This window comes from Actinoallomurus sp. CA-142502 (assembly GCF_050936355.1).
Classification (GTDB): Bacteria; Actinomycetota; Actinomycetes; order Streptosporangiales; family Streptosporangiaceae; genus Actinoallomurus; species Actinoallomurus iriomotensis.
Genome location: NZ_JBNJMY010000001.1, coordinates 3369506 through 3385671 on the forward strand (window position 1 = coordinate 3369506; position 16166 = coordinate 3385671).

11 protein-coding genes are annotated in these 16166 nt (G+C 70.6%); 10 read left to right on the plus strand and 1 reads right to left on the minus strand.

Features of this window, described 5'->3' with window-relative positions:
* Window positions 1–90 precede the first annotated feature (90 nt).
* Window positions 91–1074: a trypsin-like serine peptidase gene (locus tag ACQEV1_RS16370; RefSeq protein WP_285617628.1), complete on the minus strand. Its 984-nt coding sequence runs from the start codon at window positions 1072–1074 to the stop codon at window positions 91–93.
* Between the two features lie 166 nt (window positions 1075–1240).
* On the opposite strand from ACQEV1_RS16370, the gene dxr reads away from it, so the two are divergent.
* From dxr to ACQEV1_RS16420, 10 genes are all read left to right on the plus strand, one after another.
* Window positions 1241–2428: a 1-deoxy-D-xylulose-5-phosphate reductoisomerase gene (gene dxr / locus ACQEV1_RS16375; protein WP_285618878.1), complete on the plus strand. Its 1188-nt coding sequence runs from the start codon at window positions 1241–1243 to the stop codon at window positions 2426–2428.
* Entirely contained in the window at window positions 2425–3612 is a 1188-nt protein-coding gene (locus tag ACQEV1_RS16380; RefSeq protein WP_433394617.1) for a M50 family metallopeptidase, read from the plus strand. Before dxr ends, ACQEV1_RS16380 begins: the two co-directional genes overlap by 4 nt.
* A 124-nt stretch (window positions 3613–3736) precedes the next feature.
* Complete coding sequence (gene ispG, locus ACQEV1_RS16385) at window positions 3737–4894, plus strand: flavodoxin-dependent (E)-4-hydroxy-3-methylbut-2-enyl-diphosphate synthase (RefSeq protein ID WP_285580951.1); 1158 nt, start codon at window positions 3737–3739, stop codon at window positions 4892–4894.
* 200 nt (window positions 4895–5094) lie between these two features.
* Window positions 5095–6657 carry an alpha/beta hydrolase gene (locus tag ACQEV1_RS16390; RefSeq protein ID WP_433394618.1) on the plus strand — a complete coding sequence of 521 codons (1563 nt, stop codon included), beginning with the start codon at window positions 5095–5097 and terminating at the stop codon, window positions 6655–6657.
* 184 nt (window positions 6658–6841) lie between these two features.
* Entirely contained in the window at window positions 6842–8443 is a 1602-nt protein-coding gene (locus ACQEV1_RS16395) for an alpha/beta hydrolase (RefSeq protein ID WP_285617624.1), read from the plus strand.
* Window positions 8444–8674: 231 nt separating this feature from the next.
* Window positions 8675–9517 carry a GNAT family N-acetyltransferase gene (locus ACQEV1_RS16400; RefSeq protein WP_285581014.1) on the plus strand — a complete coding sequence of 281 codons (843 nt, stop codon included), beginning with the start codon at window positions 8675–8677 and terminating at the stop codon, window positions 9515–9517.
* Between the two features lie 85 nt (window positions 9518–9602).
* A complete protein-coding gene (locus ACQEV1_RS16405; RefSeq protein ID WP_433394619.1) occupies window positions 9603–13328 on the plus strand; it encodes an RHS repeat-associated core domain-containing protein in 3726 nt (1241 codons plus the stop codon).
* A gap of 37 nt (window positions 13329–13365) precedes the next feature.
* Entirely contained in the window at window positions 13366–13683 is a 318-nt protein-coding gene (locus tag ACQEV1_RS16410; protein WP_285617621.1) for a hypothetical protein, read from the plus strand.
* 146 nt (window positions 13684–13829) lie between these two features.
* Window positions 13830–15644 (plus strand): sigma-54-dependent Fis family transcriptional regulator, encoded by a 1815-nt coding sequence (locus tag ACQEV1_RS16415; protein ID WP_433394620.1) that lies wholly within the window; start codon window positions 13830–13832, stop codon window positions 15642–15644.
* A 119-nt stretch (window positions 15645–15763) separates the two neighbouring features.
* Window positions 15764–16144 (plus strand): response regulator, encoded by a 381-nt coding sequence (locus ACQEV1_RS16420; RefSeq protein WP_285617617.1) that lies wholly within the window; start codon window positions 15764–15766, stop codon window positions 16142–16144.
* The last annotated feature ends 22 nt before the right edge of the window (window positions 16145–16166 follow it).

The window sequence follows — 16166 nt, forward strand, 5'->3', positions numbered from 1 at the left end:
AGAGACCGGGCGCGCGTGCTCATTGACTCACTCGCTCCGCTCGCTCATGCGGGACAACAGTAGGGATACGGGGGCGGGCAGGCCCGTATTTCACGCCTGCTGGGCGCGGTCGTACATGCGGCGGATGGCGTTTCCGAAATAGGGGCCGTACATCGTGGCCGGGTCGTCGGCGTACTTGAAGCTGCTCACCGAGGTCACGACGCCCGTGCCGGTGCCCGCGTCGAACCGGGTCAGCCACGGTCCGCCGCTGGAACCCTCGGTCATGTCGCAGCGCAGCCCTTCGTCCTTGGTGATCTTGTGGGAGTCGGGGTAGGTGCGTCCGCTGCAGTAGGTGAGCCGCTCGCCGTCGTACCGCCCGCCGGCGGGGTAGCCGAAGCCGTACACCAGCGCGCCGCGCGGCTGGTCGAAGGCGATGCCCTGCGCGCCGACCACGTCGGTGACGTGCCGCTTGCCGGAGGTCGACAGCGCGACGAGCGCGACGTCGTAGTTCTCGTCGCCGCGCGTCGTCCACGGCCCGGGCACGAACAGGTGACGGGCGGGGAAGGCGCCGTACGGCCGGCGGCCCTGGTCATAGCCCGGAACGTAGATCCAGTGCTCGGCCCAGTTTCCGGCGGCGTCACGCGCGCAGTGCCCGGCGGTGACGACGAGGTCGCGGTTGGCGCTGGCGACCGTGCCGGCGGAGCAGACGTAGTCGCCTCCGTTGATGGTGAAGAAGACCTTGCCGGTGGTGGCGCGCACGGCGCCGCGCGAGGTCCACGGCGCGCCCGGGGTCGCGACGGAGCGGCGGCTGGACTGCTGCTCGGGCACGCTGCCGGGGATGGTGACGGGCGTGCCCGCGGCCGGCCCGCCGTCCGCGCCGCCCTTGGCGGACAGGTGTGAGCGCTGCGGGGGGACGACGGCGCGCCGCATCCGCTCGACCGTCCAGTAACGGAGGGTCGCGGACGACGCGGTCGCGATCACGTGGTCGGTCACGGCGGTCACACCGGGCGCCGGATGCGAGGTCGCGGAGCCGAGCATGCCAAGGGCGGCGCTGACGGCGGGGACCACGAGAGCGAAGGGGGATCTGGTGAACATGAGCCAAAAGTGTGCAGCACCGAGGGTGATCACAGGCTCACTTTGAGTAAAACGGCGCTTGTGATCGGGTGATGTGTGCTTTGACCTCGCGGCGCCCCCCGGTCCTGGTGAGAATGGAGGTGTGATTTACGAGGAGAACTCCGCCGCGGGCGGTCCGAAAGACGTCGTGATCCTGGGTTCCACCGGGTCGATCGGCACGCAGGCCATCGACGTGATCCGGCGCAACCCCGACCGGTTCCGCGTGACCGGGCTGGCGGCCGGCGGAGGCCGGGTCGACCTGCTGGCCGCGCAGGTGCTGGACCTGCGCCCCGAGGTCGTCGCGGTGGCCAAGGGCTCGGCCGCCGAGGACCTGCAGCTCGCCCTGTACGCCGAGGCGCAGAAGCGGGGATACTCCTCCGGCGACTACCGCCTGCCCCGGCTCCTCGCCGGCCCGGCCACCATCGCCGAGGTGGCGGCGTGGCCGTGCGACATCGTGCTCAACGGCATCGAGGGCGCGGCGGGGCTCGCCTCGACCCTCGCGGCCCTCGACGCGGGGCGCGTCCTCGCGCTCGCCAACAAGGAGTCGCTGATCATCGGCGGGCCGCTCGTCCGGCAGCGCGCCAAGCCGGGCCAGATCGTCCCGGTCGACTCCGAGCACTCGGCGCTCGCGCAGTGCCTGCGCGGGGGAGACCGCGGGGAGGTGCGGCGGCTCGTCGTCACCGCGAGCGGCGGCCCGTTCCGCGGCCGGAGCCGCGCGGAGATGGAGGACGTCACGCCCGAGCAGGCGCTCGCGCACCCCACCTGGGCGATGGGCCCGCTCGTGACGATCAACTCCGCCACGCTGGTCAACAAGGGCCTGGAGGTGATCGAGGCGCACCTGCTCTACGACGTGCCCTTCGACTCGATCGAGGTCATGGTGCACCCGCAGTCGGCCGTGCACTCGATGGTGGAGTTCGCCGACGGCTCGACGATCGCGCAGGCCAGCCCGCCCGACATGCGCCTGCCGATCGCCCTGGCCCTGGCGTGGCCCGACCGGGTGCCGGACGCCGCCCCCGGCCTCGACTGGACCCGCGCGCACACCTGGGAGTTCTTCCCGCTCGACAACGAGGCGTTCCCCTCGGTACGCCTCGCGCGCGAGGTCGGGGCGGCCGGCGGCACCGCGCCGGCGGTCTACAACGGCGCGAATGAGGAGTGCGTCGCGGCGTTCCTCAACGGAAGCGTCAGATTCCCGGCGATTGTCGACACCGTCGCGCGGGTAGTGTCGGAGCACATGAGCGGATCCGGCGCCCGTACACCGGCCGCGCTGACGCTCGACGACGTGCTGGCCGCCGACGACTGGGCACGGACCCGGGCACGGGAGCTGACGACTGGTTGACCCACCTCTACGGCCTCCTCGGAGTCGTCGCCTTCGTGGTGGCGCTCCTGCTGACCGTCGTGCTGCACGAGGCCGGGCACCTGATCACCGCGAAGCGCTTCGGCATGAAGGCGTCGCAGTTCTTCGCGGGGTTCGGTACCACCCTGTGGTCGCGCCGGCGGGGTGAGACGGAGTACGGCATCAAGGCGATACCGCTCGGCGGCTTCGTGAAGATCGTCGGCTACACCCCGCTGGAGGAGGTCGACCCCGCCGACGAGCCGCGGGCCTTCTACCGGCAGCCCGCGCCGCGCCGTGCGGCGGTCATCGTCGCCGGCGTGGTGATGAACCTCCTCCTGGCGTTCCTGTTGCTGGTCGGGCTGGCCGCCGGGGTCGGCCTGCCGTCCGACCGCGCCGCCACGACCGTCGTACGGCGCGTGTCGCCCTGCGTGACGGCCGCCGCGACCTGTGCCGTCCGCGACCCGGAGTCCCCGTCGAAGAAGGCGGGCCTGCGGGCGCACGACCGGATCGTGTCGTTCGGCGGACGCCCGGTGCGCGACTGGGACCAGCTGTCCGCGGCGATCAGGGACACCAGCCCCGGCCGCCCGGTGACGGTCGTGGTCGAGCGGAACGGCCGGCGGCTCTCCCTGCCGGTGACCGTCGCGGCCCTCGACGGCCGCGGCTACCTGGGGGTGGAGCCGGTCGCGCGCACGCGGCGGCTCGGCCCGGTGGCCTCGGTCCGGTTCGCCGGGCGGTTCATGGGCGACATGACGGTCTCGGTCGCCAAGGTGGTCGCGGACATCCCGCACGCGATCCCCAAGCTGTTCGGCCACGAGCGCGCCAGTACACCCGGCGGCCAGGCGGGGAGCATCGTCGGCGGCGCGGAGGCGTCGGGACAGGTCTTCTCCTCCAGCGACACGTGGCGCGACAAGCTCACCTCGTTCGTCCTGCTCATCGTCTCGCTGAACCTGTTCGTCGGGCTGCTCAACCTGGTGCCGCTGCTGCCGCTGGACGGTGGTCACCTCGCGGTGGTCTGCTACGAGCGGATCAAGGCCCTGGTCTTCCGCGTGCGGGGGCGGCCGGATCCCGGGCCGGTCGACATGACGAAGCTCATGCCGCTGACGTACGTCGCGGTGACGCTGCTCGTCGGGGTCGGGGTTTTGCTGATTCTCGCCGATGTCTTCAACCCACTCAAAGTGCCTCAATAGACCCTTCGGGTCCGCATAACTCCACCCGTTGCCTAGGCTTATACCTGTACGTCCATGTGACAGTGCCAACTCGAAGGGAGGGCGCGGCAGCCCCCGGAGCACACGGCTCCGTGCCGCGTTATCGATGAGCGTCGATCTCGGGATTCCGCAGGCGAGGCCCAAGCCGATCGCCCCGCGCCGCAAGTCGCGGCAGATCATGGTGGGCTCGGTTCCGGTGGGCGGTGACAGTCCGGTGTCGGTGCAGTCGATGACGACCACCCTGACCTCGGATGTCAACGCCACTCTTCAACAGATCGCCGAGCTGACGGCGTCGGGTTGTCAGATCGTACGGGTGGCGGTGCCGTCGCAGGACGACGCCGACGCGTTGCCGGCGATCGCCCGCAAGTCGCAGATCCCGGTGATCGCCGACATTCACTTCCAGCCCAAGTACGTCTTCGCCGCGATCGACGCGGGATGCGCGGCGGTGCGGGTGAACCCGGGCAACATCAAGAAGTTCGACGACAAGGTCGGCGAGATCGCCCGCGCGGCCAAGGACGCCGGCATCCCGATCCGCATCGGCGTCAACGCCGGGTCGCTGGACAAGCGCCTGCTGGAGAAGTACGGCAAGGCGACCCCGGAGGCGCTGGTCGAGTCCGCGCTGTGGGAGTGCTCGCTGTTCGAGGAGCACGACTTCCGCGACATCAAGATCTCGGTCAAGCACAACGACCCGGTCGTGATGATCAACGCCTACCGGCAGCTCGCCGCCCAGTGCGACTACCCGCTCCACCTCGGGGTCACCGAGGCCGGGCCGGCGTTCCAGGGCACGATCAAGTCCTCGGTGGCGTTCGGCGCGCTGCTGGCCGAGGGCATCGGCGACACGATCCGGGTCTCGCTGTCGGCGCCGCCGGTCGAGGAGGTCAAGGTCGGCCTGGCGATCCTGGAGTCCCTGGGCCTGCGGGAGCGCGGCCTGGAGATCGTCTCCTGCCCCTCCTGCGGGCGCGCCCAGGTCGACGTCTACTCCCTGGCCGACCAGGTCACCGCCGCGCTGCAGGACTTCCCGGTCCCGCTGCGGGTCGCCGTCATGGGCTGTGTCGTCAACGGCCCCGGCGAGGCGCGCGAGGCCGACCTCGGCGTCGCCTCCGGCAACGGCAAGGGCCAGATCTTCGTCAAGGGCCAGGTCATCAAGACCGTGCCCGAGTCCGCCATCGTCGAGACCCTCATCGAGGAGGCCGTGCGCATCGCCGACGAGATGGGCGTCGACGTCACCGGCGAGGGCCCCGGAGCCGCCGTCACCGTCTCCTGAGCGTGGTTGACGGCTCCGCGCCCGCCTGACCACTAGGCTTTCCCGAGCCCCCGGCCGAACGGCCGGGGGCTTTGTCGTGCCCGCGGTCGTGGCTGGCCACTGTTGGCCTGCCCCTTCCCGGCCGTACGGCGTCGTCACGAAAATCGTGCGTTACCGCATGAACCGGGGTTCATCGCCGAACCCCGCGCGAAAGGGGTTACGTGAAAAAGCTTGCCATCACGGCGGCCGCCGCCGGAGCCGGTCTGGTCGCGTTGGCGCTGGCGCCGACCGCCGCCCAGGCCCGCCCCGCCCAGCCGACCGCGAGCCTGAGCTGGTCGGCGTGTACCGATCCGGGCCTGAGCGGTCTGGAGTGCAGCAGCCTCCAGGTGCCGCTCGACCACTCCAAGCCGCACGGCCGGCAGATCACCCTGGCGCTGTCCCGCTACAAGCACACGGGCACGACCGGCTACCAGGGGTCCCTGCTGGTGAACCCGGGCGGACCGGGCGGCACCGGCCGTGACTTCGCGCTTCGCGTGGCGAACGGTCTGCCGGCCGGTCTCAAGGCCACCTACGACGTCATCGGGTTCGACCCGCGCGGCGTCGGCGGGAGCAGCCCGTCGCTGAGCTGCGACCCGAACTACTTCCAGCCGATACGGCCCGACTACGTGCCGACCACCAAGGCGCTGGAGACGACCTGGCTGAAGAAGGCGGCCGGGTACGCCAAGGCCTGCGGGAGCAAGTACGGCTCGCTGCTCCAGCACATGAAGACGACGGACGCCGTCCAGGACATGGACGACATCCGCGCGGCGCTGGGCCAGAAGCAGATCAACTACTACGGCGCGTCCTACGGCACGTACCTCGGCTCGGTGTACGCGACGATGTACCCGTCGCACGTCCGCCGCATGGTGCTGGACAGCAACGTCAAGCCGAGTGACGTCTGGTACGACGCCAACCTCGAGCAGGACAAGGCGTTCGAGGGCAACATCAACGCGCTGTTCGCGTGGGCGGCCAAGTACGACTCGGTGTACCACCTGGGCACGACCCAGCAGGCGGTGCGGAAGGTCTTCTTCGACACGCGCGAGAAGCTGATCAAGTCGCCGGCCGGCGGTGTCGTGGGCGGTGCCGAGTTCATCGACACCTACCTGGTCGCCGGGTACATCGACCTGGGCGCGTACTGGCCGTACCTGACCAACGCCCTGGCCCAGTACAAGGCCGGCAACAGCCAGCCGCTGGTGGACGCCTTCAACCTCCTGGGCGCGACCACCGACGACAACGGCTACGTGGTCTACAACGCCGTGCAGTGCAGCGACGTGAAGTGGCCGAAGAACTGGAACACCTGGCGCAAGGACAACTGGAAGCTCTACGACCAGGGCTACCAGTTCGAGACCTGGTCCAACGCCTGGTACAACGCGCCGTGCCTGACCTGGCCCGCCAAGTCCGGCAAGCCGGTCGACGTGGGGCACGCCAAGGGCGTTCCGCCGGTGCTGCTCTTCCAGGCGACCAATGACGCCGCGACGCCGTTCCCCGGCGGCGTGGAGATGAACAAGCGGCTCAAGGGGTCGCGCCTGGTGATCGAGGACGGCGGCCGTACGCACGGCGTCGTCGAGCGGGGCAACACCTGCATCGACTCCAAGTTCGCCGCCTTCCTCACCGACGGCACCCTGCCGGCGAACCAGACGCACTGCCCGCGTCTGCCCGAGCCGGTTCCGCCGTCCTCGGCGTCGTCGGCCACCGCCAAGGCGGCCGTCGCGCAGCAGTTCCCGCAGGCGCTCGCCCGCCCGTAGGAGCGACGGAGAAGACCCCCGGCGGCGCGCCGGGGGTCTTCCCATGCCTCGGTGTTCCCAGCAGGCAATTACGATCCCGCAACAGTTAAAACGCCCCCTTTTCGCCAAATGGCACAGACGAAACAATCTGCGCATTCAGCTCAGCGCGGTTCGTCGTCGGACGCCGCGCGCGTAGGGGGTTTCGTTGAAGAGACTTGCTGTCATCACGGCCGCGGCGGGCCTGAGTATCGCCGCGTCGGCCGTGGCCGTGTCCGCGTCGGCCGAGGGGACGGCGGCGCCCTCCGCGATCGCCTGGGCCAAGTGCGCCGGCGGCGACCCTTATCTGGCCAATGCGGAATGCGCCCAGATCCAGGTGCCGCTGGACTACGGCCACCCGAACGGGAAGAAGATCTCCGTCGCGATCTCGCGGGTCAAGCACACCGATGACGCGCACTACAAGGGCGTGCTGATCGGCAACCCCGGCGGCCCGGGCGGCAGCGGCCTGTACCTGTCCGGCGGCCTCGCGAGCTGGTTCAGCGGCGTCGGCCACGACGAGATCCCGGCCGACTACGACATCATCGGGTTCGACCCGCGTGGTGTGGGGGCCAGCCGGCCGGCGCTGACCTGCGACCCGCACTACTCCGACCCCGTGCGCCCCGACTACGTCCCGCACTCGGCGGCGGACGAGGCGGTCTGGCTCAAGAAGTCCAAGGCGTACGCGCAGGCCTGCGCCAAGCAGTTCGGCTGGCTCCTGCCGCACCTGCGCACCACCGACGCGGCGCGCGACATCGACGCCATCCGCTCCGCGCTGGGCCAGAAGCAGATCAGCTACTACGGCTTCTCCTACGGCACCTACCTCGGCGCGACGTACGGCACGCTGTTCCCGCAGCGCGTCCGGCACATGATCCTCGACGGCAACGTCGACGACCGCGGCGTCTGGTACGACGCGCAGCTCGAGCAGGACAAGGCGTTCGAGCGGAACATCAAGTTCTTCTTCGGCTGGGTCGCCAAGTACGACTCGGTCTACCACCTCGGCACCACCGAGGCGAAGGTGGAGCAGGCGTACTACGCCATCCGCGCCAAGGCCGCCAAGCAGGCCATCGGCGGGAAGGTCGGCCCCGACGAGCTGGACGACACCTTCCTCAACGCCGGATACAGCACCGGCTGGTACGAGCCGACCGCCGACGTGTTCTCCGCGTACGTGACGAAGGGCGACGCCTCGGCGATCACCGACTTCTACGAGAACTACGTCTTCTCCTCCGACGACAACGGCTTCGCGATGTACAACGCCGTGCAGGCCGCCGACGCGCGGTGGCCGCGTAACTGGAGCAAGTGGCACAACGACGCGGCGAAGCTCTACAAGCAGGGCTACCACTACAACACCTGGGGCAACGTCTGGTTCAACGCCCCGGTCGCCTTCTGGCCCTTCCAGGGCGGCCCCAAGCTGAAGATCAAGGCCAAGGGCATGACCCCGGCGCTCCTCGTCCAGTCGACGCTGGACGCCGCGACGCCGTACCCGGGCGGCGAGGAGATGCACAAGCTCCTGCCCTCCCGCCTCGTGGCCGAGATCGGCGGCAAGACCCACGCCAACACCCTGAACGGGAACGCCTGCCTCGACGACAAGGTCGCGGCGTACCTGGCCACGGACGCGCTGCCGAAAGACAAGCCGGGCAACGGACCGGACACGACCTGCCAGGCGCTGCCGGACCCGGTTCCCTCCGGCGCCGCGGCCAAGGCGTCGGCCAAGAGCTCGGCGGGATCCGTCACGCCGCGGGTGCCCACCCGTCCGCTGATCGGCCGTCCCTGACGTCCGGCCGAGACCAATGGCACCCCCGGCCGCCGGCCGGGGGTGCCGCTTGTCAGAAGTGCCGTAGATCTCCGAGGATCTCCGGTGGTGAGACGACTGTCGCACCTTGGGAGAGATCTTCGGGCGATACTGCCGTACCCTTGACACCGTGAGCGGAGCGGATCTGTCGGCAGGGCGGCGATCCGGCCCGCATTGCTCCGAGCGAGCAGCTGAGGAGATCTCGTGAGCCCGGTGCTCCGGACCTCGCCGGTCCGCCTGCTGGATGACCGCCACCTCGACGAGGCGCTCGCGATCCTCGACGCCGACCCGGTCTCCAACGTCTTCGTCAGCTCCCGCGTCCACGTCGCCGGGTTGGACCACCGCCGGCTGGGCGCCCAGATGTGGGGCTGTCTCCACGACGGCCGGCTGACCTCCCTCTGCTACTCCGGCGCCAACCTCGTGCCGGTCGCCGCCGACGAACAGGCGATCCGCCACTTCGCGGACCGGGCGCGCTCGCAGGGACGGCGGTGCTCCTCGATCGTCGGCCCGGTCGGGCCGGTGACCCAGCTCTGGAACGCCCTGCGCCCCTCCTGGGGCGCGCCGCGCGCCATCCGCGCCACCCAGCCGGTCATGTCGACCACGTCGCCGCCGCCGGTCGCCCCCGACACCAGGGTGCGGCGGGTCACGATGAAGGACTTCGACACCCTCTATCCCGCGTGCGTCGCCATGTTCACCGAAGAGGTCGGGATCTCGCCGCAGACCGGCGACGGGGGAGTGCTCTACCGCGCGCGGGTGGCCGAACTCATCCGCTCGGGCCGGGCGTTCGCCCGCATCGAGGGCGGACGCGTGGTGTTCAAGGCCGAGATCGGCGCCGTCACCCCGCACGCGTGCCAGGTGCAGGGCGTGTGGGTCAACCCCGAGCTGCGCGGCCGCCGCCACGCGGTGCACGGCATGGCGGCCGTCGTGGACGAGGCGCTGCGCTCCATCGCGCCCGCGGTCTCGCTGTACGTCAACGACTTCAACACTCCGGCGCGCGCCACCTACCGTCGTGTCGGGTTCCGTGACGTCAACACCTTCATGTCGGTGATGTTCTAGGCGAGGCGCCGGCGCCGGGGAACCGCCGTCGGCGGTCGCGCGTCGGAGCGAATGACGTCGCCCGTGGAACGGATGGGAAACCAGGTTGGGGATCGGATCGAAGGCCGGTGTCGCCGCCGAACGCCTCGGGCTCTTCCGTGCGCTCGGCAGCCTGCTCCGCTCACCGGCGACCCACGCGATCGGCGACGCGGCCCGGACCAGTTCGGCTGCGCTGCGCACGACGCTCCGCTCGACCACTGAGGCGCTGGGCCGCGGCAAGGAGTTCGCCAAACGCGTCCTGACGCGTGACCCGATCGACGTCGCGAGCGGCGAAGTGGTGCTCCGGCAGGTCGACGTCGAGCTCGAAGCCGTGCTCCCGATGGTGATCGAGCGCACGCACCTGTCGTCCTGGACCCAGGGCCGGCTCTTCGGCCCCTCGTGGGCCTCCACTCTCGACCAGCACCTGGAGATCGACGACGACGGTGTCTGCCTGGCGGGGGAGGACGGCATGGTGCTGGCCTACCCCGAGCCGCCGCCCGGCCAGAGCGTGCCGCCCGAGAACGGCCCGCCGCGTCTGCTGGCCCGCACCGCCGAGGGCGGCTACACCGTGTCCGAACGGGGGACGGGCCGCACCTGGCACTTCGCGCCGTTCGGCGGGGCCGGGCGCACGATGCCGCTGCGGGCGATCACCGACCGGAACGGCAACCGCATCGACCTCGCCTACGACGAGGCGGGGATCCTCCGCGAGCTGCGACACTCGGGCGGCTACACCATCGGCGTGCGGGTGGAGGACGGCCGCGTCCGGAGCCTGTGCCTGCGGAGCGGGGAGCCCGCCGGCGACATCGAGCTGGTCCGCTACGGGTACGACGAGGTGGGGCGGCTGACCGACGTCGTCGACTCCTCCGGCGAGCCGTTGCGGTTCTCCTACGACACGCTGGGACGGCTGACGGGATGGACCGACCGTAACGGCCACTGGTACCGCTATGAGTACGACGAGCAAGGCCGCGCGGTGCGGGGCACCGGATCCGGCGGGTTCCTGGACGCCACCCTCACGTACGACGTCTCGGCGCGCGTCACGACCGTCACCGACTCACTCGGCCACACCACCGCCTACCACCTGAACGAGATCGGCCAGGTGGTCGCCGAGGTCGATCCGCTCGGACGCGAGACGCGGCGTGAGTGGGATCTCCACGACCGGCTGCTGGCCGAGACCGACCCGCTCGGCAACACCACGCGTTACCACTACGACACGGCCGGAGACCTGACCGCGGTCCAACGACCCGATGGTCACCAGGCCCGCGCGACCTACAACGACCTGGGCCTGCCCGTCGAGGTGACCCAGGCCGACGGCGGTGTCTGGCGCTACGGCTACGACGAGCGGGGCAATCTGACACACCGCGCCGATCCGCTCGGTGCCGTCACCCGGTACACCCACGACGAGCGCGGCGTGGTCACATCCGTCATCGACGCCACCGGTGGCGTCCAGCGGCTCCGGTCGAACGCCGCCGGACTCCCCGTCGAGGTGACCGACCCCGACGGTGCCACCAGCCGGTACGAGCGTGACGCCTTCGGCCGGGTGGTGACCGCCGTCGACCCGCTGGGCGGTAGCACCAGGCTCCGCTGGACCGTGGAGGGACGGCTCACCGAGCGGGTATTCCCCGACGGCACCGTGGAGCGCTGGACCTACGACGCCGAGGGCAATGAGGTCGAGTACGCCGACGCCTCCGGCCAGGTGACGCGGACCGAGTACACCAACTTCGACGTACCGACCGCGCGCACGACACCCGGGAACGGCCGCCTGGAGTTCACCCTCGACACCGAACTGCGCCTGGTCGCGGTGACCAACCCGTCGGGTCTGATCTGGCGGTACGAGTACAACGCGGCCGGCGAGCTGGTAGGCGAGACCGACTTCAACGGCCGGACACTCGGCTACGTCCACGACGCGGCCGGCCGGCTGACCGAGCGGGTCAACGGCGCCGGCCAGGTCACCCGCTATACCCGAGACCGGCTCGGCGACGTCGTCCGGCAGTACGACGACCAGGAGACGGTGTTCACCCGTGATCTCGCCGGCCGGGTCATCCGTGCCGTCAACGCGGACGCCGACGTGCGCATCGATCGTGACGCGATCGGCCGGATCACCGCGGAGACCTGCAACGGCCGCGTGCTGTCCAACGTGTACGACGCGCTGGGACGCCGTGTGGGGCGGCGCACCCCCAGCGGCGCCGAGTCCGTCTGGAACTACGACGCCATGGGCCGGCCGCTCGCGTTGCGCGCCGACGGGCAGACGGTGCGGTTCAAGTACGACCTGGCCGGCCGTGAGGTCCGCCGGTACATCGGTGACGGCGCGATCCTCGACCAGCGCTGGGACGCGGGACACCGGCTCATCGCCCAGACGCTGTGGGGGGCGCCGGTGCGGGACGGCCGGGTCACGACGGGCCCCGCGCCTTCCGCGCCCGGTGCGGCGCGGCTCCTGCAACACCGCGCGTACCGGTACCGGCCGGACGGCCACGTCATCGGCATCGCCGACCAGATCTCGGGGGAGCGGCGGTTCGAGCTGGATCCGGGCGGCCGTGTCACCTCCGCGGCCCACGCCCGGGGCTGGACCGAGCGCTACGCCTACGACCAGGCCGGGAACGTCACGTTCGCGGCCTGGCCGGAGTCCTCGGCCGCCGACGCGCCCGCCGATGCCGGAGAACGCGAGATCCACGGCACCCTGGCGCGCCGCACGGGCACCACACACCACGAGTACGACGACCAGGGCCGCGTCGTGGCCCGGCGCCGGCGCACGCTCTCGGGACAGGTGCGGGTCACCCGGTTCACCTGGAGTGCCGACGACCGGCTGGTCGCCGTCACCGTGCCGGACGGCTCGACGTGGCGGTACCGCTACGACCCCTTCGGCCGGCGGATCGCCAAGCAGCGGGTGTCGGGCCGGGGCGGCGAAGAGACGGTCGAGGAGCAGATCGACTTCACCTGGGACGAGTGGGTGCTGGCCGAGCGGACCCACACCGTGCGGGGCGGGGACGGTGCCACGACCACGTGGAACCACGGGCCAGGGACGTTCCGGCCGCTGACGCAGACCGACCGCACGCTCGCACCGTCGCAGGAGTGGGTCGACCGGCGGTTTCAGGCGATCATCAGCGATCTCACCGGCAGCGCCACCGAGTTGGTGGACGCGGCGGGCCACGTCACCTGGCACCGGAGCCGCACCGTCTGGGGAGTATCGCTGCCCTCGACCGGCGCCGAAGACGCCTGCCCGCTGCGTTTTCCCGGCCAGTATCACGACGCTGAGACCGGCCTCGACTACAACTACCACCGGTACTACGACCCGGCCACCGGCCGGTACCAGTCGCCCGATCCGCTCGGCCTGACACCGCAGCCGAACCCGCACGCCTACACCCGTAACCCGATCACGCTGATCGACCCGCTGGGCCTGTCGCCGTATCCCGCGGAACAGAACCTGGTGCCCAACGTCGGAAACGGCGATTCGCCAGGTCTTGCGACATTGCATTACCACGGCAAAGATAATCACTTCAGTATTGAGGTTACAGACGGCACTTCGGTGTCCCACACGCATTTGATGCCTCATGATGGTGTGGCGATTGTGGGCCCGTATGACGGCCCTCAGGGCATCATGAGTCATACCTTCGATCTGCCCAACGCCAAGGGTGCTCTTGAGTTCCAGCGAGACACACAAGGCGATTGGGGAACGTATCAGGAACTGGGCAATAGCTGCCTGACCTACTGTACGTCCGTGCTTCGAGCCGGTGGGGTCGACGCGCCTGCGGGGAAGCGTGCCATACCGTGGGCGAGGAAGCTGATGTCCGGCGGGTAAGGATCGGTTCCCGCCTCCTAGGTATGAAAGTGTAGAAATGGCCATAAGGAATTCAGAGGCTCTTGACGTACTGATCCGGGTCGCCGCCGACTCCAGGGTTTCCTGGCGGGCTGTCGAGCTTGCGGGACGAGGTATCTCGGCCGATGCCGCGGGAACCATCTGGGTGATGGACTCGGGAAAGAAGTCGCTGAGCGGCGACGCGTTCGCCGACCTGCTGATGGCTCAGGTGGAATTGGTGGATGAACTCGCCGACACTTGGCGGCTGTTCGACAAGCAGGATATCTCGCTCAAAGAATTCGAGGTGCGGCTCGAAAGCATCGTGGTCAGGTTCGAAGAGTGGGGTCCCCGGTCTTAGCGCCGACCACCTCGTCGCGGGCCGGCGGGCTCGCCGCACCGGCCGGCCTGACGCCGTACGGCCTGGGTGTTTCAGCGTCTCCGTGCCGTCCCTAGAATCGGTGGGGAAGGGAAGGAACCGCCGGCGGGCTTGGGGGAGGCCGCTGAGTGGTCGACAGCAGTGGAGACACCGCCCGCCGGGTCGCGCGGGCGCGTGAGCGGTTCCTGGCATCCGGGGACGCGCCGCAGACGCCCCTGCGCGCGGGGATCATGGAATCCTGGCGCCGTTCGCTGCTCTTCGGCATCGACTGCGAACGCCTTGAGGCCCCCTATTTCGGCGACCTCGACACCGATGGCCGCCTCATGTACGCCGCGCGCCCGGTCCTGGACCGCCTAGAGGAGATGCTCGCCGACGCCGCGATGGGCGTGCTGCTCACCGACGCCCACGGCCGCGTACTGGACCGGCGGGTGCGGGACCGCTCCCTGGTCCGCCAGCTCGACGAGATCCTGCTCGCCCCGGGCTTCAGCTACGCCGAAGAGCACGTCGGAACCAACGGCATCGGCACCGCGATCGAGACGCGCGGTGCCTCCTGCGTGTTCGGCAACGAGCACTTCATCGAGCCGCTCCAGCGGATGGCGTGCGCCGGCGCGCCCGTCCGCGACCGCCTCACCGGGCGGCTGGCCGGGTTGCTCGACATCACGGCCTGGAACGCGGACGCCGGCCCGCTCATGATGGCCGTGGCCCAGAACGCCGCCCAGGAGATCGCCCAGCGGATGGCCGAGGCGGGGTCGGAGGGCGAGCGGGCGATGCTGGAGGAGTTCCTGGCCGTCCGGGCGCGCGGCAACCAGCCGATCGTGTCGGTCGGGGAGAACCTGACCATGGTGAACCGGCCGGCGGCCGACCTGCTCGACCAGGCGGACTACGCGATCATCCAGGACAAGGCGGCCGAGCTGTCGACGCCGGGCCGGGAGACCGTCGGCCAGATCACGCTGTCGCGAGGCGAACCGGCCTCTCTCCGGTGCCGTACCGTGCGGACCCACGCCGGGACGGCGGGCGCCGTGCTGGAGATCATCATGGTGGAGGACCGGCCGTCGTACCGGGTGCCGGACCGGCCCTCCGAGCTGGGCCTGGCGGGCGGTTCGGTGGCGTTCCGCCGGGTCTGCGCCGAGTTGCAGGAGCGGTGCCGGGCGCGTACCTGGACGATCGTGGAAGGTGAGCCAGGAGTGGGCAAGCTGACCGTGGTGGCGGCCGTGCACCGCCACTGCGGCCCCGAGGGCACGTTCTCGGTGATCGAGCCGGAGGACGTGGACGAGGACCCGGCCGCCTGCCTGGACCGTACGGCCGCGGCCGCGCGTGTCCCCGGCTCCACCGTGGTGCTGCGCCACCCGGAGCGGTACACCCCCGCCGCGCTCGCGGCGATCGCGACCTGGATGGACTCCTGGCCGGAATCGACGGCCGCCTCCGCGGACCGGCCCTGGGTGGTCGCCACCCTGCCGGTGGGCACCGAGCTCGCCGACGAGCTCCCGCACCGGCTCCCGGTCACCCTGACCGTGCCGGCGCTGCGTCACCGGATCGAGGACGTACGGGAACTCGTACCCGCGTTGCTGCGCCGCTCCGGCGCCGGCCGGGCGGTGTCGTGCGGCCCGGCGGCCATGCGGGTCCTGCTGCGGTCGGCCTGGCCGGGCAACGTGGCCGAGCTCGCGGACGTGCTGCGGCAGGTGCTGACCCGCCGGCGCACCGGGCAGATCGAGCCCGCGGACCTGCCGGCGTCCTGCCACGCGCGGAGCCGGCGCGTCCTGACCCCGTGGGAGACCTCCGAGCGCGACGCGATCGTCGAGGCGCTCCTGAAGACCGGCGGCGACCGGGCCGCGGCGGCCGACCTGCTCGGGATCTCCCGCGCCACCATCTACCGCAAGATCAACCTTTACGGCGTCTCGGTCGGGCCCCGCCCGGCCGGGGGACGGCGCGCCATCTCAAGATGAGACACCTCCCGGCGGGGGATGTGGGCTTGTCTGGAGTCATGGTCGAGACGACGACTCAGAGCGTCTGCTCCTCTTCGGCTCGGCGGTTTCACCGACGAACCACCGTTCCCGGCAGGACCATGACCATCAGCTGCCTGATCGTGGATGACAACGATCGTTTTCTCAATGCCGCCGGCGCGCTGCTCGAACGCGACGGGATCACCGTCGTCGCGGTCGCCACGAACTCCGCGGAGGCGCTGCGGCGGGCCGGGGAGCTCCGGCCGGACGTCCTCCTCGTCGACGTCGAACTGGGCCACGAGAGCGGCCTGGACCTCACCCGCCGGCTCATGGCCGCCGCGTCCGTCCCTCAGGCGCGGGTGATCCTCATGTCGGCGCACTCCGAGGACGACTTCGGCGGCCTGATCGACGCCAGTCCCGCTCTGGGGTTCCTCGCCAAGGCCAGACTGTCCGGAGGCGCGATCCGCCGGCTCCTCGGCGACGGGCACCGGGTCCCGGGATGAGCGAACCCCCGCGGTGCGCGAT